The following is a 24686-nucleotide window of genomic DNA, read 5'->3' as shown; positions in this document are numbered from 1 at the left end:
GGATTCAACTCGAGTGGGAGTCGCTCGCGCGCTGTCATAAAATATGCCACGGTATTGTCAGGATGTCCAATTTGAGTTCATTGAACGTCCGTGTATTCACCGTTTAGAAACTACCGAAGGATTTATGCCGAGCTGTACTAGCTCAATGGTGTGTATCTGAAAAACCTGTTTTTGACGATTTGGCTCGTTTTTGGATTGAGTTGAATGTAGACATTAACACGCGTAGACTTGGATCAAACCAGTTTGAGTTGGAAGTACAATTATTTCAAATTATCAGCAGATTGCGCTCCCCGGATATGATGTTAAAAAATTGGTTAGACCAACTTGGGCAGAAACTAGATTTGGAAAATCTACTCAAGTCATATCAGAAGATTAGGCCAGATGATGTTAACGAATATGATCGCTTAAAGAAAGCACTTAGACCTGGGCAACGTATGGCAAATTGGACACTCAAACGATTTGCAAAGACTCAAGACAAAATCCAAGTAACTACTCTTCATAGTAGCAAGGGCATGGAATTTGACATCGCAATCATTTTGGGTGCTGAGCAGATTAATCGGAACGACCGCAAACTAGCGTATGTCGGTGTGACTCGGGCCAAAAAGAAAGTTTACCTGCTCTACACTGGAAAATCAAATTTTGCCGACGAAATAAGAGAGCATTCTCCTAGAGGATTTTCCCATCATACACGACATTGAGAACGGGAAGCAAAGAATGGATGGCAGAGGAACACAGCTAGCCGATTCCGCCACCGTCGCGCATTTTTGGAATTGTAGTTTTCCATCCGCAGGATAATCGCATATGCTCCCCAACCAAAAACCGTCGCACCCTCGCGACGGTTTTTCTTTTCCTATCTTTTGCGCGCTTGGCGTTGCGCGCGCGTTTTCGTTTCGTACTCCTCTTCCTCTTCTTCGTCCTCTGGGGACACGTACGAAAACTCGCCACGCGCGCTTTTTCATCAACTTCGCAACCCAACCGGGCAAGCGAACGATCTTTGCGTTGTTCACTTACCCGTTTTCGTAGTATAATTGCCTCCAAAGGAGGTGTGTATGCCTGTTGTTCAAGTCGAAGCCCAGGTGCCGACCGATGAATTGTTAAAAGCCGTAGGACAATTAAACCAACCGGATTTGGAGCAGTTTGTCTTTCAGGTCATCGCATTGCGCGCCAAGCGTCAGGCGCCAGGTCTGCCACGCGCTGAATCCGAATTACTACTCAAAATCAATGAGGGTATCTCATCTGATATTCAAGAACGGTACGACACACTAATTGCAAAACGCGAAGCCGAAACACTGACATCTAACGAGCATACAGAACTGCTCCAGCTGACCCAGCAAGTTGAACAATTAGAAGTCCGGCGGATCGAAAATTTGGCAGAACTCGCGCGCTTGCGCGGAACATCGTTGACCACTCTAATGCAAGAGTTGGGAATTCAGCCGCCTGCCTATGTCTGACCAACGCATCTCTGCCGAACAAAAACAGACCCTGCTTGAACGCGCACACGGTTGTTGTGAATATTGCACAAGCCAAGCGCGTTTTGCGACACACTCTTTCTCCGCCGACCATATCCTTCCACGCGATGTGGGCGGAGAAACGGCGCTTGATAACCTTGCGCTGGCATGTCAGGGCTGTAATAGCCACAAGTATACCAAGACAGAAGCGCGCGACCCAGTATGAGTAACCTCGTTCCACTCTATCATCCACGACAACAACGTTGGCACGACCATTTTACATGGAATGATGACTTTACACTCATTGTCGGACTGACGCCCACAGGACGCGCGACGATTCAAGCGTTACACTTGAATCGCCAGGAACTCATCAACTTGCGACGCGTATTGTACGCAATGGGAGAGCATCCACCGGCAGATATTGACGACGAGGAAAAAGGCAACACCTGAACATTCGCAAGTACACCTGGACTCCCAACCAAAAACCGCCGCTCCCTCGCGACGGTTTTTCTTTGCCTATCTTTTGCGCGCTTGGCGTTGCGCACGCGTTTTCGTTTCGTACTCCTCTTCCTCTTCTTCGTCCTCTGGGGACACGTACGAAAACTCGCCGCGCGCGCGCCGCGCTTTTTCCTCGACATAGTACGTGAAATTACCCAGGTACTCGGTGAGCGTGCCATCGTCTAGTTCGACGATGCGATTTACTACATTGTCGAGAAAATAGCGGTCGTGCGAGATCACGAGCACCGTACCGTCGTAATCGTCGAGCGCGGCTTCGAGGATTTCGGATGAACGAATGTCGAGATTGTTCGTCGGTTCGTCGAGCAACAAGAAATTCGCGCCGCGCAACATCAACTTTGCCACTTGGACGCGCGCCTTTTCACCGCCGGACAGTTGGCTGATTTTTTTCTTGGCGTCGTCCATCGTAAACAAAAAACGTCCGAGCAAACCGAACAACTCGCGATCCACCATCGGACGCGCGCCGCGCAATTCGTCGCCGAGCGTCGCATCATAGTTCAGCGTTTGATGCTCCTGCGCGTAATACGCCACCGTCGTGCTCGGTCCGATTTGAATCGTCCCCTCGTCCGGCATTTCCGTACCCAGGATGCACCGAAACAACACGGTCTTGCCCGCGCCGTTCGCGCCGATGAGTCCCACGCGTTCGCGATGCCACACGGTCAAATTCGTCTCGCGCAAAACGGGGACGCCATCGAACGACTTGGACACTCCGCTGATCTCGATGGAGCGATTGCTCCCGCGCTGTTTCGCCGAGAGCGCCAGCCCCATCGTCTTGCGTTCGAGGCGCGGCTTGTCCACCTTGTCCATTTTGTCGAGCCGCTTTTGCATCGAGCGCGCGCGGCGCACAAATTTTTCATTCTGCCCCGCGCCCCAGCCCATCAAACGCCGAATCGAAAATTCGAGCCGCTTGACCTCGCTCTGCTGAATCTCAAACATCTGTTGCTGTTTGAGCAGACGTTGTTTCTTTTCGAACGCATACTCGGAATAGTTGCCGACGTAATGCGACAGCACACCGTCTTCGAGTTCCGCGATTTCTTCCGCGACAATGTCGAGCAAGTAGCGGTCGTGCGAAACGATGACGACCGCGCCCGGATAATCCGCGATCAGTTTTTCGAGAAACGCTTTGCCGTTGAGATCGAGATGATTGTCCGGCTCGTCGAGCAACAAGAGTTCCGGTTGCTCGATCAACAGTTTCGCCAAGCCGACCAGTTTTTTCTGTCCGCCGCTCAACGCGGCAATCGGCAAATTGAAATCGGCTTCTTCGAAACCCAGCCCGCGCAATGTCGCGCGCACGCGATTGTCAAAGTTCAATCCGCCCATGTCCTCGAACTCGGCGACCGCGCGTTGATGCGCGTCGAGCACGCGCTGCAATTTGCGCTCGTCGTTGTAAATCGCGGGATCGCCCATTTGCGCGTTGAGGCGCTCCATCTCGCGTTCGAGCGCGGCAAGCGTCGGCGACGCGTCGAGCGCCTCGACGATGACGGTGTGCGTCAGATCGAATTCCGGTTCTTGCGGCAAATAGCCGACGCGCACGCCGCGCGTGATAAACACACCGCCCGCTTTCGGCTCGTCCACGCCGGCGAGCATTTTCAAAATCGTGGACTTGCCCGCGCCGTTCGGACCGACCAAGCCGACGCGCGCGTCGTGGTACACTTCCCACGACAATTTTTCAAAGACGAGTTGTCCGCCAAAATATTGAGTTACGTTATCGAGCCGTGCGACCGTGCCGATGACCATTTACAACCCCGATACACAAGTAAACAAGAAAACAGGTAAACAAGTTCGCTTGTCTACCTGTATACGTGTTTACCTGTATACAGCGTACTTGCTTGCCCGCCACCTTGACGCGCCTATTTTACGCAATCATCTCTGAAATGCAAACAGCCACCGTGAAAAAAATCGCGGTGGCTGTCGTTGTCGAAACGAATCATCGCGCACGCGTCAACGGAACAGTGAAAGCACGATCAGGACGAGCGCCGCGAATCCAAGTCCCGCGCCCAGTCCGGCAAAGAAACTGGGTGATAATTCAATCGCGCGCTTGGGTAATGCGTCACTCGCGCCGCGCTTGCGATTCTCCGACCAATATCCCAGCACGAATCCGCCCGCGGCGGAAAACACGACGAGCGCAAGCGCGCCGCCGGCGAGAGCAATCGGCGAGAGCGCTGGTGGAGCGGCAGACGAACTCGTTGGCGCAGTCGTGACCGGCAAAGTTGGCAGCGCGATGGCAACCAGCGTCGGCGCGGGTGTGTTCGAGGGAATGGGTGTGGGCGAAGCAGTTACCGTCGCGGTGGGCTGCGGTTGAGATGTCGGCGTGGTAGTCGGAGCACGCGTTGGTGATGCGGTTGGAGTGGCGGCACGCGTCGGAGAAGGAGCGGCTCCAGCTGGCGCGGCGACACGTGAAATTTCACCCGGAATATCTGGGCGTGCTTCCATACACACCGCGTCGAACCATACGCGATTTTCTCCCGCGGTCTGATCCGTCGCCATCGCGCGCAAAAAGAGCGTCGCCGCCGGCGCGCGCGCGGTAAAGACCATCGTCATCTCTGGACGATTGAGCGCGGCATTGCCGTCAAACAGGTCCGGTCCCCAAATCACATTGGGCGATTTGGCGTCAGCGCCGCCCAACGGATCCACGCCCGCTTTGCGCCCGATCGTCTGGACGCGTACATTCGGACCATCGTACGATTTGGCGGCAAGACTGTATCCTAATCGAAACCAATAACTCGTGCCGGGAACCAAGCCACGAACCGTTTGGTAAATCCCAGCATCGAATTTGTTCGGCGTGTACATTTGCAAAGATCCATGCGGATCAATCTGCTCATTGTCTACCCAACGAAACGGCGGCGCGGTGCCAGTCATAACAAAAGCCGACCACGCGTTTGGGAGTGTGCCGTACTTTGTATTGTACGGTATTCCCATCGAACCATTCAAAACCAGGTTGCGGGGATCGAGCGCACAGGGGTCTTTGAGCGTGATTGGTTTGTTGGGGGGCGGCGTACTCTGCCCAGGAGATTGCGCGAGCGCAACTTGGTTGGGCATGGTCAACACCATGACGCCAACCATCAAGAGGACTAGCCCACCGAGCACAACCCATTTGCTTGTCAACACTACGCGGCGCGGTCTGTTCATGTTGCACCTCCCCTTCCTAGTCAAGACTACCGCAATCGTATCACAGATAGACGGTTAGCGTCAAGCCCGTTTGCCGGGAATAACCTGGGTTTGGCAATTGAAATTGCCCCGCGTGAGCCAACGGCTGGTCGCCCGCTTACGCGGGCGAATCAGCGTCCACGTAGGTGGACGCCCGGCGAAACGCCCCCCGAGGCGATTTCAAACACCCCAATCGGTAGCCATGCAACAGTCTCAATATTTTTCCGCATCGCGATTGAAATGCAAACAGCCACCACGAATCATCGCGGTGGCTGTTAGGACGTGCGTAAGTAGGATTATACCAACTTGACGACGTTCGCGGCTTGCGGTCCCTTCGGGCTGTCTTCAACCGAGAATTCGACCTGCTCGCCTTCCTTCAAAGCGCGATACCCTTCGGACTGAATCGCCGAGAAATGCACGAAGACGTCTTTGCCACCTTCGTGTGCGATAAAGCCATAGCCCTTTGAAGCGTTGAACCATTTGACGGTTCCGGTAATGCGATCTGCCATTGTGATTTCCCCCCTTTCGGTGCGGATTGCCGAGTAGGGATAAGCGCAAAACAAAACGCCCAAGCCCTCGTCCTTGCTTGAGCGTCGTTCGACGTACCCTTACACAGACTTGCAACTAGGCACATTATCTTCGGATTTCAGTTTTTGTCAACTCGGCTCGGCAGAAAACCAGGGCTTTGTCAAAGTCGCGCCTATCTGTCATTGCGCGCGATTTTTGCGAAGCAATCCCCAAAGGTGTTCGGAGACTGCTTCGCTTCACTCGCAGTGACATTCGGATTTTGAAAGTCCTATCGTTCTAAACAACGCGCGTTGACGCGCGGCTTGATTCCAACTATACTGATTATCGAGGATTCACTGTGGCAATCAATCTATCGGACTCGCTCCGCAACGCATTTCAATTGCGTGGTAACGCTCACAAACAAATGACCCGGCATCGCGGCACGAAGAAGGCGGCTATATCGTCGTCGAAGCTGATGGCTCGCTAGGCGTGCGGTGGTGGCAACCCGGCAAGTCCGCGATGATCACTCCACCGAAACGCGCACGGGACGGATCGTTCGATGGACGCAAGGTCGTCGGCGAATTTCACACGCATCCGCATCCACGGAAAGATGAACAAGGCAGAGTGTGGGAGCTCGAACCGAGCGCGATTGACATCAACGGAATTCGGAACGAGAAATATCCGGGCATCAGTTATGTGATCGGTTGGGAACACATTTGGCAGATCGAACCGGACGGACGGGTTACACGAATCGGACTGCGCGCCAAACTTTTGGCGGTGTCCGGGCGGGCGAAAGGATAAAAACGTATGAGTATCGCTCGATCAAAAATCAATCACGCGATTCGTCGTCAAGCACACACTGCAAGAACGGCGACGGCTTTGGCTGGCGCAACGATGATTCCGGCAGAGCTCGCCGTTCGCCGCATCGCGGAGAATGAAGGATTGACGCGCGGCTTTGATCCAAAAAATTTTCGTCTTGAAATTAGTGAAAGCCGCACCGCGTATTCAGTGGTGTTTATGCCCAAAGCGCGCGTACGCGGCGGTGGGTTGCGTATCGGCATCGGCAAACGCGATCTCAAGGTAAAAGAAATTGTTCATTTGCAATGAGACAAATCGAAAATGAATCCACTCAACCGTAATGAAATCTGGCAACTCGTGTGCGAATATACGCAGAGCGATTTGCTCCGCAAGCATATGCTCGCGGTGGAAGCCGCGATGAAATGGTACGCGCGCAAATTCGGCGAGGATGAAAACTTGTGGGGCAACATCGGGCTCGTCCACGACTTTGCGTACGAAAAATTTCCCGACCAGCATCCGCAAAAGGACGGCGAGATTTTGCGCGAACTTGGCTTTCCCGAAGACTGGGTGCGCGCTATCTGGTCGCACGGTGACCGTCTTGACATTCCGCGCGTGACACCGCTGGAGAAAACGCTCTACGCGGTGGATGAACTGACCGGGCTAATCATCGCGGTCGCGCTCGTGCGTCCGTCGAAAAAACTCGCGGAAGTGGATGTATCGTCAGTAAAGAAGAAATGGAAGGACAAGGCGTTTGCGCGCGGCGTCAATCGCGAGGATATTGCGAAAGGCGCGGCAGACCTGGGCGTGCCGCTCGATGAGCACATTGGGAATGTGCTTGAGGCGCTGAAGGGAAGCGCGGAGACGCTGGGAGTGTAACACAGCCGGGAGCAAGGGAGCAGAGGGGCAGGGGAGAAATTGTTCCGTCTACTCTCCCCGGCTCCCCGGCTCCCCGGTTCCCTTGCTGTCTGAAAGAAATCCCCCCTCGCGTCCGTACCTCACTGCCACAATCTCCGCAAGAATCGCCAGCGCCATTGCCTCCGGCGTCCGCGCGCCCAAGTCCAAACCGATCGGTCCATGCACGCGCGCCAAGAATTCGTCTGTGACGCCGCGCGCGCGTAGTTCGGCGAAATGTTGTTGGCGCGTTTCGCGCGAGCCCATCGCGCCGATGTAACGCGGCGATGTGCGCGACAACGCGGCGAGCGCGGGAATATCGAACTTTGGGTCGTGCGTGAGAATCGCGACGTAGGTGGACGCGTCAATCCGCATCTGGGCGAGCGCGTCGTCGGGCCAGGCGACGATGATTTCATCCGCCGTCGGAAAACGTTCGCGATTCGCAAAGCGTCCGCGCCCATCCACAATCGTCACGCGAAAACCGAGCGTCTGCGCGAACTGGGTCAACGGAATCGCGGTGTGCACCCCGCCAAGGATGATGAGTTTCGGTTTCGGCGCAAACACCTCGATGAACACCGCCACGTCGCCGTACTCGCGCTGCGCCGATGCTTCATGTTGCAGAGCGTCTTGCGTGTCTTGTGTAACCCGCGCGGTCAACGCGGCTTCCCCCAAATCGCCGGACACGCGACCATCGGGATACACCAACAACTTGACACCGATGTGCGCGCCATTCAACACGGTCGCGACTGCGAACAATTTCTCTTCGGCTAGATTGCGTTTCAGTTCGTCGAACATGCTTGACTTGGTCCTATCCACGTAGATATCGCTCACAAATTATTTCGATCAAGCGCGTCGGGAAGGTGATTTGATCGGACGAGGTAATTGCAGAGGAAGAAAGCGCGGCGCGGCTGGCGAAAAACCAGACGCGGCGGTCAGCCAATTCCACGATACTCCTCAATCGTCGCGCCGTGCGTGCCAGATTCGAAATCCACGCGCAAGGATGGCGCATTTTGAAGTGATGCCACATCTATGTTGCCAATCGTCGCGCGTCCCTGCTTCAATGTCTTGGAGTAACGAAACCCTTTCCAACGCATCGTCACGCGCAGGGGGTCGGGGAGCGGCTCGACTGAAACGACTGACACCTCGATCACGCCGTCGTTCGGCTTGACATTTTTCGCCACCCACACTTCCACCTTGACATCATTTTGCAGCAGAGTGATCGTATCGGAGAGAATCAGCGCGCGTTCCGCCGCGCCTGAGCCGCGCAGCGCCGCGTAGGTGGGCACGGCGAACAAGCCGCGCAAGAGCGCGGGTGAAACCTGGAATTGCAGACCGAGCGGCGCGCCACCGATGCGTCCACGCACCCGCGCCGTCCACGCCGAATTGTCACGCGGCGGGACGAGGAAGGGCAACGCGCGCGAGGCAAATTCCGGCGTGGGCTGAACCCGCAGAGCATCGCGTAACAAATGATGCGCGGTACGACACGCCGCACACGTTCGCAAATGTCGTCCCACCGCCGGATACAGCGTGCGCGCGTTCTCGCCACGCGTCTCCGCATCCACGTAAAATTCCAATGCCGCTTGGCATTCGGCGCAAGTCAGACGATTGGATAGTTTCATTTCAAACTCCTTCCAGACGAACTCTTTCTACTTGATTGACGCGATTTGCCGTCGCTTTCTTGCGGGTGCGGTGAAAGGAGTTTTTTTCGTAATTGCTCTAATGCGCGATGGTGCAAATTGTAAACAGATTGGGAGCCAATGCCTTCCTGTGCGCCAAATTCGGCGAGCGTCATCCCGTCCATATAAACGGCTTGAATCAGGCGACGCTGTGTCGCGCTCTTGAGTTCGGCGATCCCCACACGCACCAACTCGCGATCTTCGACTTGCTCGAACAAGCCGTCCGCGTGCGGATGCGCCACCGTCTCATCGAGCGCCGCGGTATTGCCATCCTCCAACGTCACCGACGCATCGAGCGAAGTGCGGTAGCGTACGCGATTCAGCACATCGGGTGAACGCGTGTACTTTGCCAGGATTCGACGATTGAGAATCGTCGTCGCCCACGCGTCAAATGCCACATCGAACGGATACGCGTGGTTGAAAATCACCCAGCATGTTTCGCTCGCAAAATCGGGGGCTTCGGCGAGCGCAATCTCATCATTCCGCAAGGATCGCAAAACGGTGTACGCGCGCCGCGTGAGCAATGCTTGGAGACGATTCCATTCGGTCGCGTCGCCGTCTTGCAACGCTCGCACGCGCGCGTCTTCCGCGAACACCAGTCCCGTGACGCGCGCGATGTATTCGGAGAGCGTCACCTTCGCGTCTTGCCCCCGCGCCGATGCAAAGCGCGTCAAACGTCCATTCGCTATGTTGGCTTCGACGACGCGAATGACACGACGAACGAGCTGGGTGGATTGCCGAGCGGAGTCGTATGTGACAACGTGCTTGCGCGCCAGCGTGCGAATTGCCTGACGCGTGGTTTTGGGAATAGGCAAGGACGAACCTGGGTCAAAGAATAGTACGCTCTGGATAACGACGTGCACTGGAAATTATACTCTCATCGAACGCGATGTCAACAAGAACTCAAACCCCCGCCCCCACCCTCCCCTCACCCGTTGCTTCGCAACAGGGGAGGGAGAATTGTTCCCTTCCCTGCGACAGCGGGGGAGGGTTAGCGTGGGGGTGGGGGTTCGGGTGGGAGTAATTGTTTGCAAGATTCTCCGATGGGGATATAATCGAATGTGACATTTGAAAGTTTTTGGAGAACCATGAGTACATCTCTCACACCAACGTTCGACCCGTCGCACGACATTTATCACTACGAGCATCATCCACTCGACGCGCTCTTTTCGCCGAAGAATGTTGCCGTGATCGGCGCGACGGAGACTCCCGGAACCGTAGGACGCACGATTCTGTGGAATCTAGTCAGTAACCCTTTTGGCGGGACCGTCTTCCCCGTCAATCCAAAACGCCCCGGTGTCTTGGGGATCAAAGCGTATCCCAGCATTTCCGCTGTGCCGGAACCGGTTGACCTTGCCGTCATCGTGACGCCTGCGCCAACCGTGCCCGGCATTATCGGCGAATGTGTGAATGCGGGAGTTAAAGGTGCTATCGTGATTTCTGCCGGGTTCAAGGAAATCGGACCGGCGGGCGCGGAATTGGAACGACAAATAATGGAACACGCACGCCGCGGCAAGATGCGAATCATCGGACCGAACTGCCTCGGCGTGATGAGCACGATCAGCGGATTGAACGCGACGTTTGCCGCCGCGATGGCACGGCAAGGCAACGTCGGTTTCATCACGCAAAGCGGCGCACTCGCCACCGCGATTCTCGACTGGAGTTTTCGCGAGAACGTCGGCTTTAGCTCGTTTGTTTCGATTGGCTCGATGCTCGACGTGAGTTGGGGCGACCTGATTTACTATCTCGGCGACGACCCGCACACGAAAAGCATCGTCATCTACATGGAAACAATTGGCAACGCGCGCGCGTTCCTTTCCGCCGCGCGCGAAGTGTCGCTCGTCAAACCGATCATCATCATCAAGCCCGGTCGCACCGAGAGCGCGGCGCGCGCCGCCGCCTCGCACACCGGCTCGATGACCGGCAGCGACGAAGTCTTGGAAGTTGCGTTCAAGCGCAGCGGCGTGTTGCGCGTCAACAGCATCGCCGAATTGTTCTACATGGCAGAGGTGCTCGCGAAACAACCGCGCCCGAGAGGACCGCATCTCACGATTGTCACGAATGCGGGCGGACCCGGCGTCATCGCGACCGACGCGTTGATCATGAGCGGCGGCGAACTCACCGACCTCTCCGCCGCGACGATGGAATCGCTCAATAAAATTTTGCCGCCGCAGTGGAGTCACAACAATCCGATTGACGTACTCGGCGATGCGAGTCCCGAACGATACGCGCAAGCGTTGGAAATCGCGGCGCAAGACCCAAACGCGGACGGTATGCTCGTCATCCTCACGCCGCAAGCGATGACCGCGCCGACCGATACCGCGGAGAAACTCAAACCGTACGCGCACAGTACCGGCAAGCCGGTCATCGCGAGTTGGATGGGCGGCTCGGACGTCGAACCGGGCGAAGCGATTCTCAATCGCGCCGGCATTCCGACGTTCGCGTATCCCGATACCGCGGCGCGCATGTACAATTACATGTGGCAGTACGCCGATAACTTGCGCGGGCTGTACGAAACACCAATGGATTTTGCCGATCCCGAAGAAGGTCAATCCGCGCGCATGAAAGCAGAAAAACTGATCGCGTCCGTGCGCGAAACCGGACGCACGATTCTCACCGAGTCCGAATCGAAACAATTGCTCGCGCTCTACGGCATTCCCGCCGTCGAGACGCGCGTCGCGCCAAGCGAAACGGACGCGGTTCGTATCGCGGATGAAATGGGTTATCCGGTCGTGCTCAAGTTGTACTCAGAGACGATCACGCACAAGACGGATGTTGGCGGCGTGCAGTTGAACATTCGTAACGCCGAAGGTGTCCGTCAATCGTTCCGCGCGATTCAAACCTCTGTCACCGACAAAGTTGGCGCGCAACACTTCCAGGGCGTCACCGTCCAACCGATGATCAAACTCGAAGGGTACGAATTAATTCTCGGCAGTAGCATTGATTCGCAGTTCGGTCCCGTCCTGTTGTTCGGCACCGGCGGACAACTCGTCGAGGTGTACAAGGATCGCGCGCTCAGCTTGCCGCCACTCACGACGACGCTCGCGCGGCGCATGATGGAAGCAACGCGCGTCTACAAGGCGCTCAAGGGCGTGCGCGGGCGCAAGCCAGTGGACCTTGACGCGCTCGAGCAACTTATGGTACGCTTCAGTCAACTCGTCGCCGAGCAACGTTGGATCAAGGAGATTGACATCAATCCGTTGCTCGCGTCGCCCGAACGCTTGATCGCGCTCGATGCGCGCGTCGTCGTACACGACAAGGACGTGACGCGGGCGCAACTGCCGCGCCTCGCAATTCGCGCGTACCCGACCCAGTATGTCAAATCGTGGACGGCGAAGAACGGACGCAAGATTCTCTTCCGCCCGATTCGTCCCGAAGACGAGCCAGGTCTGATCAAGTTTCACGCGACGTTATCGGATCGCAGCGTGTACTTGCGCTACAAACAACCCATGCTGTTGGGCGAACGCGTCGCGCACGAACGCTTGGCGCGCATTTGCTTTGTGGATTACGACCGCGAACTCGCGCTCGTCGCCGAATGCGATGATCCCGAATGCAACGAGCGCGTGATTATGGCAGTCGGGCGGCTCACGCGGTTGCATGGCGGCGACGACGCGCGGTTGACCATGCTCGTCAACGACGCGTATCAAGGCATCGGCTTGGGCAAGGAATTGATCCATCGCTTGCTGCACATGGCGCGCGACGAAAAGATCGCGCGGGTGAACGCGGTGCTCACGGCGGACAATGCCGCAATGAAACATCTGCTCGAAGGATTTGGCGCGCGTTTTCAACCCGTCACCGATGGCAAGATGGTACTGAGCGAGATTGATTTGTAGGAAAGATTGTGGTAAACAGGTAAACAGGTAGACCCGTAACTTGTTTACCTGTTTACCGGTCTACGGTACGACCATTTCATACTCACACGGAGGAATCCGCATGGAATATACGCGATTGGGACGCACCGCGCTGCAAGTGAGCCGGTTGTGTCTTGGCACAATGAACTTTGGTCCGTTCGCGGGCGAACGCGAGAGTTTCGCGATGATGGATCAGGCGCTCGACCTGGGCATCAACTTTTTCGATACGGCGAACGTCTACGGACGCAAACTGGGCGAAGGCATCACCGAAACGATCCTGGGTCGGTGGTTCGCGTTGGGAGGACGCCGCGAGCGCGTCGTGCTCGCGACCAAAGTGTACGGTCGCATGGGCGAACGTCCCAACGAATCGCGTCTTTCGGCGTACCACATTCGCCGCGCGTGCGATGAGAGTTTGCGGCGCATGCAAACCGATCACATTGACCTCTATCAAATGCACCACATTGATCGCAACGCGCCCTGGGACGAAGTATGGCAAGCAATGGAGCAACTCGTCACCCAGGGCAAGGTGATCTATGTCGGATCGTCCAACTTTGCCGGGTGGCACATCGCACAGGCGAACGAAGCTGCGCGCGCGCGGAACTTTTTCGGTCTCGTGTCGGAGCAATCGCTCTACAATCTCGCTGCGCGCACGATTGAACTCGAAGTGATTCCGGCGTGTCGCGCGTACGGACTCGGCTTGATTCCATGGAGTCCGCTCGCCGGTGGGTTGCTCGGCGGCGCGTTGCAAAAAGCCAACGCCGGTCGGCGCGCCGAGGAAGCGCGCCAAAAACAAATTGAAGAAAAACGTCCGCAACTCGAACAATACGAGGCGCTCTGTCGCGAAATCGGCGAGCAACCGGCGGATGTCGCGCTCGCGTGGTTGATGAGCAAGCCCGCGGTCACCGCGCCGATCATCGGACCGCGCACAGCGGAGCAACTGACCGGCAGCTTGCGCGCGCTCGAACTCAAGTTGAACGACGACGTAATCAAACGTCTCGAAACGATCTTCCCCGGTCCGGGCGGTGAAGCGCCCGAAGCGTACGCGTGGTGAGTACGACCGCCGACAAACGACGGCAGACCGCCGCAAATGATTTGCGGCGGTCTGCCGTCGGCGGGCAGTGGTCTCGTGCAAGGAGCAAAAGATGGAAAAACGACGATTCGGTCGCACCGGTCACATGAGCACGGTCGCGATCCTGGGTTGCGCGGCGTTCGGTCAGGTGTCGCAAGCCGAAACGGACGCGGCGATGGAACGCGTCATCGCGGCGGGGGTCAATCACATTGACATCGCACCGTCGTATGGCAACGCTGAAGCGCGCCTCGCGCCATGGATGAAACTGACGCGCTCACATTTCTTCCTGGGATGCAAAACAACCGAGCGCACGCGCGAAGGCGCGTGGGCGGAATTGCATCGCTCGCTCGAACGGTTGGGCGTGGAACAATTCGATCTGTATCAATTGCACGCGGTCAAGACGTTCGAAGAACTCGATCAAGTGACCGCGCCCGGCGGCGCGCTGGAAGCCGCCATCCAGGCGCGCGCGGATGGACTGACGCGCTTTATCGGCATCACCGGACACGGTTTCCTCGCGCCCCAGGTCTATCTCGAAGCGCTCAAACGCTTTGACTTTGATTCCGTGTTGTTTCCACTGAACTTTGTCCAGTACGCCAATCCCGATTATCGCCGCGCCTCGGAAGAGCTGATCCGCACGTGTCGCGCGCGCGATGTCGGGACGATGGTCATCAAAGCGATTTGCAAACGTCCCTGGGGCGACCGCCACCGATCCTTTGCGACATGGTACGAACCGTTCGCCGATCCAGTCCACATTCAACAAGCCGTTGATTTCGCCTTGTCGCAAGATATCACTGGGTTGTGCACTGTCGGCGATGTGTCGCTCTTGCCGCTCATGCTCAATGCGTGCGCGCGCTATACGGCGCTCACCCCGGCGGATCAAGCCGCGCTCATCGCGACAAGCGCACACTACGAACCTTTATTCGCGTAACACCGCACCGTGACAAGGAGGTCACTTGGCATATCGAATCACACGCGATTGTATCGCCTGCGGTATGTGTATATTGCAATGTGTGAATCGGGCGATCTATGTCAACACGAACGACAGATACGCGATCAACTCCGAACGGTGTACCGAGTGCATCGAACTCGGCAAACGCCGCTGTCACTTGATTTGTACCGTCGGAGCGATTCAACCCGACCCGGCGCATCAAGAAACCAAAGCAGTCTTGTGGGAGAAACTGCGCCACCTGCCCACGATACCAACCCGTTGAATCAGCAGACCTCGCCGCGTTTTTCGCGACGGGGTTTTGCTTTTCCTCGCTTGATGGTATAATCACGTCACGATGGAATCGGCGAATCTTTGGGTAGCACAATCCGATCCACCCACGATGGATCCACCTCTGCACGCCAGCGCGCTAGAGTATTTGGTTGACGGTCTCGCGCTGTTCGATGCGGACCAGCGCGTCGTGTTGTGGAATCGCCGCGCGGCGGAATCGTTGCGAGTACGTGCCAACGAACTACTAGGCGAATCCATTCAGATGTTGATCGCACGTCTCGCGGCGCAGACTGCCGCGCCGGACGATACGCGCGCGCAACTTGACGCCGCGTTCGCTTCGCTGGATGGCGCGGTCGAACTTACCATCGTCCGATCCGAGGACGCGACGATGATCTTCACTGCGCGCTTTTTTCCAGTGCGCGATGCGACCGGCAATCACTTGGGCGCTGGGTTGCTCTTGCGCGATGTGACGCGCGAACGCGAAGCAGACGCGATGAAATCGCAACTGCTCTCCACGGTGTCGCACGAACTTCGCACCCCACTCGCCTCGATCAAGGGCTTTGCGACGACGCTCTTGCGCCAAGACGTCAAGTGGGACGAAGCGACGCAACGCGATTTTCTCCGCATCATCGAAGAAGAAAGCGACCGGCTCACCGAGATCATTGACAACCTGCTCGAAATGTCGCAGATCGAAGCCGGCGCGTTGCGCGTGAAAAAAGAGCCGACGCAATTACGCGCGCTCATTCGCGATGTGGTGGACGAAACGCGGATGCGCACCGAGTCGCATTATTTCATCACCGACTTGCCGGCGGAATTGCCGCGCGCGTTCGCCGATCCGCGCCGCGTGCGCCAAGTGTTACGCAATCTGCTCGAAAACGCGATCAAGTACACCAAAGGCGGCGCGATTACGATCACCTGTGAAGTTGAGCGCGAGCATATTTTGATCAGCGTCGCCGATCAAGGCGATGGCATTCCGCCGGTGTTGCTCGATAAAATTTTCGAGCGCTTCTATCAAGTGGACGGCGCGTCGACGCGTCGCGTCGGCGGCAGTGGGTTGGGGCTGGCTATTTCGCGCGGCATCATCGCGGCGCACGGCGGTAAAATTTGGGCAGAGAATACCGCCCCGCGTGGCAGTGTATTTCGTTTCACGCTTCCACTCGCGCCGATCGAATCCAACGAATGAGGTAACGCAAACATGAGCGCCATCACGATCACCTTCTGGGGGGTCCGCGGCAGTTATCCGGCGCCGGGCGTCCAGACTGCGCGCGTCGGCGGCAATACGCCGTGCGTCGAGATATGCGCGGGCAATCACACGATCATTCTCGACGCGGGGACCGGCATCATCGCGCTTGGCAATGCCATGGTCGCCCAGCAACGCGCCGATCAAAAACCGATCACTGCAACGCTCCTCATTTCACACACGCACCACGATCACACCCAGGGTTTTCCATTCTTCACGCCAACGCATTATCAAACGACCACGCTCCACGTCTTTGGTCCCAAAACGTTGCACCAGGATTTGCAGGACGTACTCGCGCGCGCGATGCTGCCGCCGGTTTTTCCGATCACACTCGACGAATTGCCCTGCGTTCGATTTATGCGTAACTTGCAAGAAGGCGAAAGCATCCTGCTAAACTCGACGAGCAACGAGCCGCGCGTGTTCCAAGATGCGCGCGATCAACTGCCGCTCACCGACGACGTGGTACGAATTCGCGCGTTGCGTTCGCACGCGCACCCGCAAGGCGTGTTCATCTATTGCATCGAGTATCGCGGCAAGTCGGTCGTGTATGCGACCGACACGGAAGGGTACACCGGCGGGGACCAACGGTTGATCAATTTCACGCGCGGCACGTCGTTGCTGATTCACGACGCGCAGTATTTGGAAGACGAGTACGCGAGCATCACGTCGCCGCGTCAAGGATGGGGACACAGCACGTGGCAAATGGCGGTTGCGGTCGCGCGCGCCGCGGACGCGCAACGGCTCGCGCTCTTCCATCACGAGCCAACGCACGATGATGATCGGCTGGAACGTTTGGAACGCGATGCGCAAGCCGCGTTTCCGAATACATTTCTCGCGCGCGAAGGAATGACTATCGAATTGTAGGGGACGCGCGCCATAGAAAAAACCAGGTTTCTTCGAGAAACCTGGTTTTTGATTTCACGTCAATTGCTCAATCGCCGCGCGCAGACCGACGAGCATCGTCTCCAACGCCATCGAAGCGCGCGGCGGGCTTGTACCGACAACTTGTTCGGGCAGCGGCGGCAAGTGAATGAACCCAGCCATCGTCCGCGATTTTGTTTGCGCGAGGTGATGCAACATGGTGAACATGGCTTGATTGCACAAAAACGTTCCGGCGCTCGACGATAATTCGACCGGCACACCAGCCGCGATGATCGCGTCGCGCATCGCGCGCAAGGGGAGCGTGCTGAAATACGCGGCGGGCGCATCGTGCACAATCGGCTCGTCCACGATTTGCGCGCCGGCATTATCCGCGATGCGAAAATCGAGCAGGTTGATCGCGACGCGTTCAAGCGACATCACCGCGCGGTGCGACGCTTCGCCAAGCATCACGACCGCGTCAGGACGCGCCGTTTCGAACGCGTCGAGCAACGCGTCGGAAACGCGCGTGCGGTCCACCGGCAAAATCGCGGCGACCAATTCGATGCCGGGTATTTTCTCGCGCGCCAACGCGCGCGTCACTTGCTCGGATGGATTGACCGGCGAGCCGCCGAACGGCTCGAACCCAGTGAGGAGCAGTTTCATTGTGTAACCTGGACCACAGTTTTTTTGTTTGGCAAAATAACCAAGAGCGGCAAACCCAACAAGGGCACAATCGCGCTGACGAAGAACGCGGTACGTAGACCGAATCCATCACCCAACCAACCGAGTCCGATTACCACAATCGAACGCACAAAGAAACTCAGCGCCATGTAAAAGCCATTCGCAAGCGCACGGTTCTGCGGAAAACTCTCTTGCACCAATGCCATCGTGACCGGCGTGATGGACAACGCCGTGAAACCCAGGATGAGCAACAACGGCAAACGCATCCAACCCGTTGCCGCAAGGAACACAAACATAAAAATGGATGTCGGCAGAATCGAAGCGAACAACATCCAACGCCGTCCCAGTTTATCGCTCAACGTACCGCCGAAAAACGCGCCGACGACGCCCGCCGCTTGCAGAGACGCAAGACCGAAACTCGCCATCGAAAATGTTTCGCCCTGGTCGTGCAAGAGCACCGGCAAGTACGTCACCAACGCCGCGCTCATAAAAACATGAATGATGATCAAGCCAACCAACACGGCGATGATTTTTCGCTTGCCCCTTAATTCTTGGCGCAGTGATACGCCTTTTTGCTGCGATTTCGCGGCATGGGTTGGGTCAGCGGGCATGTTCAGGAAAAGAATCGCCGACGCAAGCAAACCACCAACCATCAGCCAATAGATGTTGGGCAGAGTCAGGACCGGAACCGCCACTGCAATGACCAGCGGTCCGATAAAACGCCCCGACTCACCGCCGACCATCCACAGACTCATTCCCAGACCCAGTTTGGATCCCGAATGATTTCCAGTCAACACCGGTCCAACCGCGTGAATGCACGCGGAGCTGACGCCGACAATCGTCAACAAAATCGCGAGCGTTAGGTAATTAGGCGCGAGACCAAGCAGACTCATCGCGACGCCGGTGACCGCTGGCGCCAAGATCACAAAGTAACGCGCGCCAAAACGATCAGCAATGCCGCCGATGAATGGTTGCGCCAACGACGCCTCTTGCATGAACACCGACAAAAGACCGGCTTCGGCATTGGACAATCCCAGGTTCTCTTTGAACACGATCAACAGCGGCGCAAGAAACGCGGTGTACGTATCGTGAATCCAATGCCCTGCCGCAATGGTCAAAACACGGTTCCGATCGAATTGCTCGGCATCAAGAGTTGGATTCAGCAACGACCGAGTTGCAACGGATGGATTACTTGGAGATGTCACATTTTGCCTTTCATTTTCGCAGTGTTTCTGCAAAAAAATCCGCGAACCCTCGCGTCGCTTGCGCGGATTCGCGGATAGAATTTTATCGTAACGGCGGCTAGACCTCGGTGACGACCGGAATCACCATCGGACGACGATGCGTTTTTTTGTAGAGATACTGACTCAACACGTCCTTGAGTGTCGCGCTCAACCCAGCATCGCGCCCACCCTTGAGCGTGTTGAGAATCGCTTCCTTCGCGCCGGCGATCAACTCTTCGGAGACTTCGGCGTAGACAAAACCGTGCGTGATGATTTCGGGACCAAACACCAATTCGCCGGTGTGCGCGTCGAGCGTGACGAGCGCGACGAGAAAACCGTCTTCGGAAAGATGATGCCGCTCGCGCAGAACTGTCGAACCGATATCACCGATGCCGAGTCCATCCACGAGCACGTCGCTCGCCGGCACGGTCTCGTGCGCGAGACGCGCGCATCCTTCATCGTCGAACTCGACGACGCTGCCGTTCTCGACGACGAAAACGTGATCGCGCGCGATGCCGAGCGATTGCGCTAGGCGCGCGTGCAACGCGAGGTGGCGATACTCGCCGTGCAACGGCACAAAGTATTTCGGTCGCAAAAGATTGATCATCAATTTTTGTTCTTCGCGGCTCGCGTGCCCGGAAACGTGCACGTTCATCAACTCGTGGTACACGACGTTCGCGCCGGCGCGGAACAAATTGTTCAGCGTCTTGTTGATCATCTCCTCGTTGCCGGGAATCGGCGTCGCCGAGAGAATGACCGTGTCGCCGGGCGCGAGCGTCACTTGCTTGTGATCGCGATTCGCCATCTTGGTCAGCGCGCTCGTCGGCTCGCCCTGCCCGCCGGTGCACACCACGACAATTTCGTTCGGCGGGTGTTTGTGCATCTGATCCGCACGAATCAACACACCTTCCGGCACACGCAAGTAACCCAGCTCGGTTGCCATCTTGACGTTGTCTTGCATCGAGCGACCGACGACGACGACGTGGCGATTGAAACGCACGGCTGTGCCAATCACCTGTTGAATGCGCGAGATGTTCGACGCGAACGTCGCGATGATGATGCGCGCCTCGGCGGTGGCGAACACGCGCGTGAAACTTTCGGCGACCGTTTCTTCCGACGGCGTGTGTCCCGGCGAATCCGCGTTCGTGCTGTCGCTCATCAACACGAGCACGCCGCGCCCGCCCAGTTCCGCGAGTTTCGCAAAATCGGTCAGTTGTCCATCCACCGGGCTGGGATCGAATTTGAAATCGCCGGAGTGGACGACCGTGCCGAGCGGCGTGTGAATCGCGAGACCAACACCATCGGGCACGCTGTGACTGACGTGAAACGTCTCGACCGTCAGCGGCGCGAGGTCAATCGTGTCGCGCGTTTGAACCGTGTGCAGCGTCGCGTCCTTGAGCAGTTTGTGTGTCTTGAGTTTAACTTCGATCAAACCGCGCGTGAGCGGCGTCGCGTAAATTGGAACGTTGAGGCGCGGCAAAATGTACGGCAGCGCGCCGATGTGGTCTTCGTGTCCGTGCGTGATGACGATGCCGCGCACCTGATCTTTGCGTTCGAGCAAGTACGCAATATCCGGAATCACAATGTCCACACCGAGCATATCATTTTCGGGGAACATGAACCCGGCGTCAATCACGACAATCGCATCGCCGTACTCGACGAGCGTCATATTTTTGCCGATCTCGCCTGCGCCGCCGAGAGGGATGATTTTTAATTTAGGTTTCAAGATATTTTTCTACCTCTAGCAAAACAAACGAGAGGTCATGTCGTGGATCGCCAACGAGCGAGGATGAACTCGGCGTACCTCTCGCATCGTGAAAGTGATGCGGAGCGTTTTCCAGCTTTGGAAAATGCGGCGCGTTGTCCCAGCGCAGGATTGTGGAAGCGCCAGAGAAAAATTGGTACGAATACCGAACGCCCACCGTATCTTGTTTGATTCTTACTTGGAGTGTGAAACGTCGCTTGATCCGGCAACGTACCTTTAGCACAAATTCCCCGCCCGGCGCTAGGTCGCGTTGCAGAACGCGACAATCGTCCAAGATTAGCGAACGCTCAAGCATTTGGAGAATTTCGTCAATCAATTCTCAATTGCCTTCTTGGCTTTGCGCCACGCGGCAAGCATCGCCAGAGCCGCTTCCCATTCCATCCATTCGTCTTCTTGGCGCATGGTCGCTCGTCCTCGCAGACGTTTGCCAAAGGTATCAAAATTCACTCGGTGTTTTTTCTCGAATCGCTTGACGCGGGATTCGTACAGCGATATTTTGCGATTGATCTGCTCAATAGCAATGCCACGAATCGCATCTGTCTGGGTTGGATAGCGCCCCATTCCAACTAGCGTATTCGCAATCACTTCAAGTGTTTTGATTGCCGGTGGTTCAAGCATTGCCGCTCCTTTCTAAAACATACTCAACTGTTGCGGAGGTTCCGGTTTTTTCTCTTCGGCTTGTTCTTTTAGCGTCGCCAACTGCTTAAGAATTTCCGGCACGCGCTTGAAATCGTCTTCGAGTACGCGGCGCAAACTGGGTTGGTGCAACGCGGCTGCCGGATGGTACATCGGCAAGACGACCAGGTTGCCAAATTTGCGCGGCTTGCCGTGAATCTCGCCGATTTTCCGGTCGGCGAACCAGCGCATCATCGCAAAGCGGCTGATCGTGATGATGATTTTGGGTTTGATAAGTTCGATCTGCTGGTCGAGGTATGGTCGGCACGCATCCATTTCTTCCGGGAGCGGATCGCGGTTTTGCGGTGGACGACATTTGATCACGTTGCAAATATAAATCTGCTCGCGTTTCAAGTTGATGCCGGCGAGCAACTCGTCGAGAAATTTTCCTGCTGCGCCGACGAACGGACGCCCTTGTTGGTCTTCGTGAAAGCCCGGCGCTTCGCCGATCATCATAATCTCGGCGTTCTCCGGTCCCTCGCCGGGCACCGCGTTCGTGCGCCCCTTCGAGAGATCGCATTTTTTGCACACGCGCACTTGCGCGTAAAGGTCAGTGAGTTCGGACATTGCTTGCTCCCGTATCCCGTATTCCGTATTGCGTATTCCGTATTGCGTAGGACTGAACACTGTTCACTGTTTACTGTTCACTGTTCACTGCTTCGCCCCGCACTCGGGACAAAACTTGGGTGCGCCTTCCATCGGCTTGCCACACTCTTTGCAAAACTTTTTCTGGGCGACTGGCTTGCCGCATTCGGGACAAAACTTGCCGCCCTTGACATCCGCGCCGCAGTTCGGGCACGCGCCGGCAATCGTCTGTTTGAATTTGTCGGCAGACACGTAATCCACCGTCGCCGCTTTCTCGCGCGCGTCGGAAATTGCCGCTTCGGTTTGAATCGCCGAGTACTCGGCTTCGAGGTCGGGCGCGCACTCTTTGCACAAACTACGCGCGGTGTTCCAGCAGACATCTTTACACACCCACTTGCCACAGCGCCGGCATTGCGTGAACTGTGATTTCACTTCGTCTATCGCTTTGGCAAATTGCTCGTCATGCTGTTTCTCCCACGCCGCGGAATGCGCCTTGTGTCCCAGGTCTGCCGCCGTGCCAAACAAACCGCCGAACAAACCCGCCGCCGTGTCGAGCGCGCCGGTCATCATGCTCGTCGCCGATCCTTGAAACGTGCTTTGGAATCCGTTGCCGCAACGGTCGCAAAAAAATTCGAATTGAAAACCATTGTCCGTGCTCAAGTCATTGTGGTTGCGCGTAAATTTGATCAATGCCATTCGGATTCTCCCTTTGATTTTCAGTGTGCGCGATTGTATACCAACTCCAGGTTTTTGTCTAGCAAAATCCGCGCGGCAACATTCGCAGACACATTCTTTTGTGGTATAATCCAAACCGAAGAAAATTCACTGCGCCGGAGACGACGGATGAATGAAGCCCTAGCGCGTTACCGCCCGTATCTCGCGATGATGTTCCTCTTTTTGATCGTGCTGATCGGCACGATTTTCTTCCTGCGGCGCGCCGAGCCGACCGCGCTTGCGATCAGCACGCCCACGCCCCGCTCGACCGCGACGCCTGCTTCGATTACGGTAGATGTGCGCGGCGCGGTGAACAAGCCGGGCGTTTACACACTTGCGCTCGGCAGTCGCGTGCAGGAGGCGTTGACACTAGCAGGCGACGCGACGAACGCGGCGGACCTCCGCCCGCTCAACCTCGCGCGCAAACTGAATGATGGCGAGCAGCTGTACATTCCGGTACTTGGGGAAGCGCCTCCTACCTCCGCGCCCGCATCTGCCAAAGGCACGCCAACCATCGCGAAATCGCCAGGCGGCAAAATCAACCTCAACACGGCGACGCTCCCGGAACTCGACACCCTGCCTGGCATCGGTCCCGCCATCGCGCAACGCATTCTTGACTATCGCCAGCAAAACGGCGCGTTCGCCAAAATCGAAGACATTAAAAAAGTGCGCGGCATTGGCGACGCGATGTTCGATCAGATCAAAGACTTGATTACGACCCAATAGAATTCGGACCCACTTTTTTCCGGAGGAATCGTGAAAAAATATTTCTTGCTCGGACTCGTGCTCACCCTGCTCACTGCCTGCACATCCACCACAACTTCGCCCACCGCCGCGTCCTCGCCCAAAGCGCCAGTGAGTTTGCCCACTCCTACCGCCGCGCGCCAACCGACCAAAGCACTGCCCACCGGGTCGGGCATCGTCGTCCGAAATCTACAACAAGCCACCCAGTCTGACGGGTCTACGCGCGTCACCGCGAACGTTATCACGCAGGAAAACCTGGGACTGGGACAAATTGATCTCGCGTATTCGGAGACGATGTTGTTGAGCGACACGCAACGCGTGCGCTTGCGAATTGCGCCGGCGCAACAACTCGTCTCGTTGACGCCGATTCCGCAGCCGACCGGCACACCCGGTCCGACGACGTTCGTCTATCGTTTTAGCGGCAACGTGCAACTGTACCCGGTGATGATCGCGCAATTACGCGCGCTTGCGTTCGAAATTGATCAGCCCGGCGCGATTCGCCGCACATTGGACGGCACAAAAGAAATCGTCTGGGATTGGATCGTGCGCCCCAAGTTTGCCGGTCGCCAAGACCTTTCGCTTGAAATCTCTATCCCGATCATTCGCGACGGCGCGACGACCGAAATCAGCACCGACGTTTTACAAAACGTGCCGCTGACGATCATCGTCAAAGCGCCGGACGCGCCGACGCCCACGCCGGTTTCGCCCGGCGCGCGCATCGTCGAGTCGCTTCTCGACAACTCTGGAGCAATCCTGGTCGCGGTGATCGGTTTGATCGGCACGATCATCGGCATCTGGCTCAAAGCGCGGATCGACGCGCAGAAGAAACCGGCAAAGTGACTGGTGGATGAACGCCAATACGCTTACGCGATGAAAACACATTCTCGGTTTCGGCATTGGCGCGCCGCGTGGGTTTCAGCATTACTATTATCGCTCTGGGGTGTGCGTCAGATTTTCGGATTGGTCAGTTGCCGGGATGATTTGAAACGCGCGCGCCCAATCGGTGAACGCCGCCACGGATGATTCACTGACGGGCGATTGGGTGGTTTCGGTTGGTCCGAGGTTGACGTGTGAGATGT

At 56.8% G+C, this 24686-nt stretch carries 25 protein-coding genes and 1 pseudogene; 14 read left to right on the top strand and 12 right to left on the bottom strand.

Annotated elements, in window-relative coordinates; genetic code table 11:
- Nucleotides 1–200 precede the first annotated feature (200 nt).
- From HY868_25910 to HY868_25900, 3 genes and pseudogenes are all read left to right on the top strand, one after another.
- Nucleotides 201–698 carry an ATP-binding domain-containing protein gene (locus HY868_25910; protein ID MBI5305591.1) on the top strand — a complete coding sequence of 166 codons (498 nt, stop codon included), beginning with the start codon at nt 201–203 and terminating at the stop codon, nt 696–698.
- 351 nt (nt 699–1049) lie between these two features.
- Nucleotides 1050–1451 (top strand): STAS/SEC14 domain-containing protein, encoded by a 402-nt coding sequence (locus HY868_25905; GenBank protein ID MBI5305590.1) that lies wholly within the window; start codon nt 1050–1052, stop codon nt 1449–1451.
- Nucleotides 1444–1898 (top strand): annotated as a pseudogene (locus tag HY868_25900) (HNH endonuclease). The gene HY868_25905 and the pseudogene HY868_25900 overlap by 8 nt, the downstream one beginning before the upstream one ends.
- Before the next feature lie 66 nt (nt 1899–1964).
- Here the strand turns inward: HY868_25900 and HY868_25895 are convergent.
- From HY868_25895 to HY868_25885, 3 genes are all read right to left on the bottom strand, one after another.
- A complete protein-coding gene (locus HY868_25895) occupies nt 1965–3701 on the bottom strand; it encodes an ABC-F family ATP-binding cassette domain-containing protein (protein ID MBI5305589.1) in 1737 nt (578 codons plus the stop codon).
- Between the two features lie 204 nt (nt 3702–3905).
- A complete protein-coding gene (locus HY868_25890) occupies nt 3906–5093 on the bottom strand; it encodes a hypothetical protein (GenBank protein MBI5305588.1) in 1188 nt (395 codons plus the stop codon).
- Nucleotides 5094–5407: 314 nt separating this feature from the next.
- Entirely contained in the window at nt 5408–5620 is a 213-nt protein-coding gene (locus HY868_25885) for a cold-shock protein (protein MBI5305587.1), read from the bottom strand.
- A 517-nt stretch (nt 5621–6137) separates the two neighbouring features.
- Between HY868_25885 and HY868_25880 the strand changes: the two genes are divergently transcribed.
- The 3 genes from HY868_25880 to HY868_25870 are packed head-to-tail and all read left to right on the top strand — an operon-like array spanning nt 6138 to nt 7292.
- Complete coding sequence (locus tag HY868_25880) at nt 6138–6419, top strand: hypothetical protein (GenBank protein MBI5305586.1); 282 nt, start codon at nt 6138–6140, stop codon at nt 6417–6419.
- A gap of 6 nt (nt 6420–6425) precedes the next feature.
- A complete protein-coding gene (locus HY868_25875; protein ID MBI5305585.1) occupies nt 6426–6725 on the top strand; it encodes a hypothetical protein in 300 nt (99 codons plus the stop codon).
- 12 nt (nt 6726–6737) lie between these two features.
- A complete protein-coding gene (locus HY868_25870; protein MBI5305584.1) occupies nt 6738–7292 on the top strand; it encodes an HD domain-containing protein in 555 nt (184 codons plus the stop codon).
- Nucleotides 7293–7340: 48 nt separating this feature from the next.
- On the opposite strand, the gene HY868_25865 is transcribed toward HY868_25870, so the two are convergent.
- The 3 genes from HY868_25865 to HY868_25855 all read right to left on the bottom strand — a co-directional run bounded on the left by HY868_25865 (nt 7341) and on the right by HY868_25855 (nt 9846).
- A complete protein-coding gene (locus HY868_25865; protein MBI5305583.1) occupies nt 7341–8102 on the bottom strand; it encodes an XdhC family protein in 762 nt (253 codons plus the stop codon).
- A 137-nt stretch (nt 8103–8239) separates the two neighbouring features.
- Complete coding sequence (locus HY868_25860; GenBank protein MBI5305582.1) at nt 8240–8926, bottom strand: hypothetical protein; 687 nt, start codon at nt 8924–8926, stop codon at nt 8240–8242.
- Nucleotides 8923–9846 (bottom strand): sigma-70 family RNA polymerase sigma factor, encoded by a 924-nt coding sequence (locus HY868_25855; protein MBI5305581.1) that lies wholly within the window; start codon nt 9844–9846, stop codon nt 8923–8925. Before HY868_25855 ends, HY868_25860 begins: the two co-directional genes overlap by 4 nt.
- Nucleotides 9847–10071: 225 nt before the next feature.
- Between HY868_25855 and HY868_25850 the strand changes: the two genes are divergently transcribed.
- The 6 genes from HY868_25850 (at nt 10072) to HY868_25825 (ending at nt 17223) form a co-directional block, all read left to right on the top strand.
- Complete coding sequence (locus tag HY868_25850; protein MBI5305580.1) at nt 10072–12816, top strand: bifunctional acetate--CoA ligase family protein/GNAT family N-acetyltransferase; 2745 nt, start codon at nt 10072–10074, stop codon at nt 12814–12816.
- Between the two features lie 100 nt (nt 12817–12916).
- A complete protein-coding gene (locus HY868_25845; protein ID MBI5305579.1) occupies nt 12917–13885 on the top strand; it encodes an aldo/keto reductase in 969 nt (322 codons plus the stop codon).
- Nucleotides 13886–13976: 91 nt separating this feature from the next.
- Nucleotides 13977–14831 carry an aldo/keto reductase gene (locus HY868_25840; GenBank protein ID MBI5305578.1) on the top strand — a complete coding sequence of 285 codons (855 nt, stop codon included), beginning with the start codon at nt 13977–13979 and terminating at the stop codon, nt 14829–14831.
- A 25-nt stretch (nt 14832–14856) separates the two neighbouring features.
- The gene (locus HY868_25835) at nt 14857–15114 is read left to right on the top strand and encodes a 4Fe-4S ferredoxin (protein ID MBI5305577.1); all 258 of its coding nucleotides are present in this window, start codon (nt 14857–14859) and stop codon (nt 15112–15114) included.
- Nucleotides 15115–15231: 117 nt separating this feature from the next.
- Entirely contained in the window at nt 15232–16302 is a 1071-nt protein-coding gene (locus tag HY868_25830; protein MBI5305576.1) for a PAS domain-containing protein, read from the top strand.
- 12 nt (nt 16303–16314) lie between these two features.
- On the top strand, nt 16315–17223 hold the full coding sequence (locus HY868_25825; GenBank protein MBI5305575.1) for an MBL fold metallo-hydrolase: 909 nt from the start codon (nt 16315–16317) through the stop codon (nt 17221–17223).
- A gap of 54 nt (nt 17224–17277) precedes the next feature.
- Here the strand turns inward: HY868_25825 and pcp are convergent, their stop codons facing one another.
- From pcp to HY868_25795, 6 genes are all read right to left on the bottom strand, one after another.
- Nucleotides 17278–17883 (bottom strand): pyroglutamyl-peptidase I, encoded by a 606-nt coding sequence (gene pcp / locus HY868_25820; protein MBI5305574.1) that lies wholly within the window; start codon nt 17881–17883, stop codon nt 17278–17280.
- Entirely contained in the window at nt 17880–19019 is a 1140-nt protein-coding gene (locus HY868_25815; protein ID MBI5305573.1) for an MFS transporter, read from the bottom strand. The genes pcp and HY868_25815 overlap by 4 nt, the downstream gene beginning before the upstream one ends.
- 184 nt (nt 19020–19203) lie before the next feature.
- Nucleotides 19204–20853, bottom strand: coding sequence for a ribonuclease J (locus tag HY868_25810; GenBank protein MBI5305572.1), 1650 nt, complete (start codon nt 20851–20853; stop codon nt 19204–19206).
- A 348-nt stretch (nt 20854–21201) separates the two neighbouring features.
- The gene (locus tag HY868_25805) at nt 21202–21507 is read right to left on the bottom strand and encodes a hypothetical protein (GenBank protein ID MBI5305571.1); all 306 of its coding nucleotides are present in this window, start codon (nt 21505–21507) and stop codon (nt 21202–21204) included.
- A gap of 12 nt (nt 21508–21519) precedes the next feature.
- Nucleotides 21520–22131 (bottom strand): uracil-DNA glycosylase, encoded by a 612-nt coding sequence (locus tag HY868_25800; protein ID MBI5305570.1) that lies wholly within the window; start codon nt 22129–22131, stop codon nt 21520–21522.
- Between the two features lie 84 nt (nt 22132–22215).
- Nucleotides 22216–22845: a zinc ribbon domain-containing protein gene (locus tag HY868_25795; protein ID MBI5305569.1), complete on the bottom strand. Its 630-nt coding sequence runs from the start codon at nt 22843–22845 to the stop codon at nt 22216–22218.
- A gap of 147 nt (nt 22846–22992) precedes the next feature.
- On the opposite strand from HY868_25795, the gene HY868_25790 reads away from it, so the two are divergent.
- Both HY868_25790 and HY868_25785 read left to right on the top strand, forming a co-directional pair.
- Nucleotides 22993–23589, top strand: a complete 597-nt coding sequence (locus HY868_25790) for a helix-hairpin-helix domain-containing protein (GenBank protein ID MBI5305568.1) — start codon at nt 22993–22995, stop codon at nt 23587–23589.
- 30 nt (nt 23590–23619) lie between these two features.
- Nucleotides 23620–24447, top strand: coding sequence for a hypothetical protein (locus tag HY868_25785; protein ID MBI5305567.1), 828 nt, complete (start codon nt 23620–23622; stop codon nt 24445–24447).
- Nucleotides 24448–24686: the final 239 nt, after the last annotated feature.

It is taken from the genome of Chloroflexota bacterium (assembly GCA_016219275.1).
Lineage (GTDB): Bacteria > Chloroflexota > Anaerolineae > UBA4142 > UBA4142 > JACRBM01.
Note: the sequence above shows the minus strand (reverse complement) of the source record. Positions and strands in the feature narration are given on the sequence as shown.

What these genes read in the sequence shown, in the direction of transcription:
- HY868_25790 (MBI5305568.1), top strand. Translation starts at nt 22,993, where the DNA reads ATGAATGAAGCCCTAGCGCGTTACCGCCCGTATCTCGCGATGATGTTC.
- HY868_25870 (MBI5305584.1), top strand. Translation starts at nt 6,738, where the DNA reads ATGAATCCACTCAACCGTAATGAAATCTGGCAACTCGTGTGCGAATAT.
- HY868_25890 (MBI5305588.1), bottom strand. Translation starts at nt 5,093, where the DNA reads ATGAACAGACCGCGCCGCGTAGTGTTGACAAGCAAATGGGTTGTGCTC.
- HY868_25860 (MBI5305582.1), bottom strand. Translation starts at nt 8,926, where the DNA reads ATGAAACTATCCAATCGTCTGACTTGCGCCGAATGCCAAGCGGCATTG.
- HY868_25895 (MBI5305589.1), bottom strand. Translation starts at nt 3,701, where the DNA reads ATGGTCATCGGCACGGTCGCACGGCTCGATAACGTAACTCAATATTTT.
- HY868_25825 (MBI5305575.1), top strand. Translation starts at nt 16,315, where the DNA reads ATGAGCGCCATCACGATCACCTTCTGGGGGGTCCGCGGCAGTTATCCG.
- HY868_25800 (MBI5305570.1), bottom strand. Translation starts at nt 22,131, where the DNA reads ATGTCCGAACTCACTGACCTTTACGCGCAAGTGCGCGTGTGCAAAAAA.
- HY868_25885 (MBI5305587.1), bottom strand. Translation starts at nt 5,620, where the DNA reads ATGGCAGATCGCATTACCGGAACCGTCAAATGGTTCAACGCTTCAAAG.
- HY868_25805 (MBI5305571.1), bottom strand. Translation starts at nt 21,507, where the DNA reads ATGCTTGAACCACCGGCAATCAAAACACTTGAAGTGATTGCGAATACG.
- HY868_25850 (MBI5305580.1), top strand. Translation starts at nt 10,072, where the DNA reads ATGAGTACATCTCTCACACCAACGTTCGACCCGTCGCACGACATTTAT.
- pcp (MBI5305574.1), bottom strand. Translation starts at nt 17,883, where the DNA reads ATGAAACTGCTCCTCACTGGGTTCGAGCCGTTCGGCGGCTCGCCGGTC.
- HY868_25845 (MBI5305579.1), top strand. Translation starts at nt 12,917, where the DNA reads ATGGAATATACGCGATTGGGACGCACCGCGCTGCAAGTGAGCCGGTTG.
- HY868_25905 (MBI5305590.1), top strand. Translation starts at nt 1,050, where the DNA reads ATGCCTGTTGTTCAAGTCGAAGCCCAGGTGCCGACCGATGAATTGTTA.
- HY868_25795 (MBI5305569.1), bottom strand. Translation starts at nt 22,845, where the DNA reads ATGGCATTGATCAAATTTACGCGCAACCACAATGACTTGAGCACGGAC.
- HY868_25875 (MBI5305585.1), top strand. Translation starts at nt 6,426, where the DNA reads ATGAGTATCGCTCGATCAAAAATCAATCACGCGATTCGTCGTCAAGCA.
- HY868_25830 (MBI5305576.1), top strand. Translation starts at nt 15,232, where the DNA reads ATGGATCCACCTCTGCACGCCAGCGCGCTAGAGTATTTGGTTGACGGT.
- HY868_25880 (MBI5305586.1), top strand. Translation starts at nt 6,138, where the DNA reads ATGATCACTCCACCGAAACGCGCACGGGACGGATCGTTCGATGGACGC.
- HY868_25840 (MBI5305578.1), top strand. Translation starts at nt 13,977, where the DNA reads ATGGAAAAACGACGATTCGGTCGCACCGGTCACATGAGCACGGTCGCG.
- HY868_25865 (MBI5305583.1), bottom strand. Translation starts at nt 8,102, where the DNA reads ATGTTCGACGAACTGAAACGCAATCTAGCCGAAGAGAAATTGTTCGCA.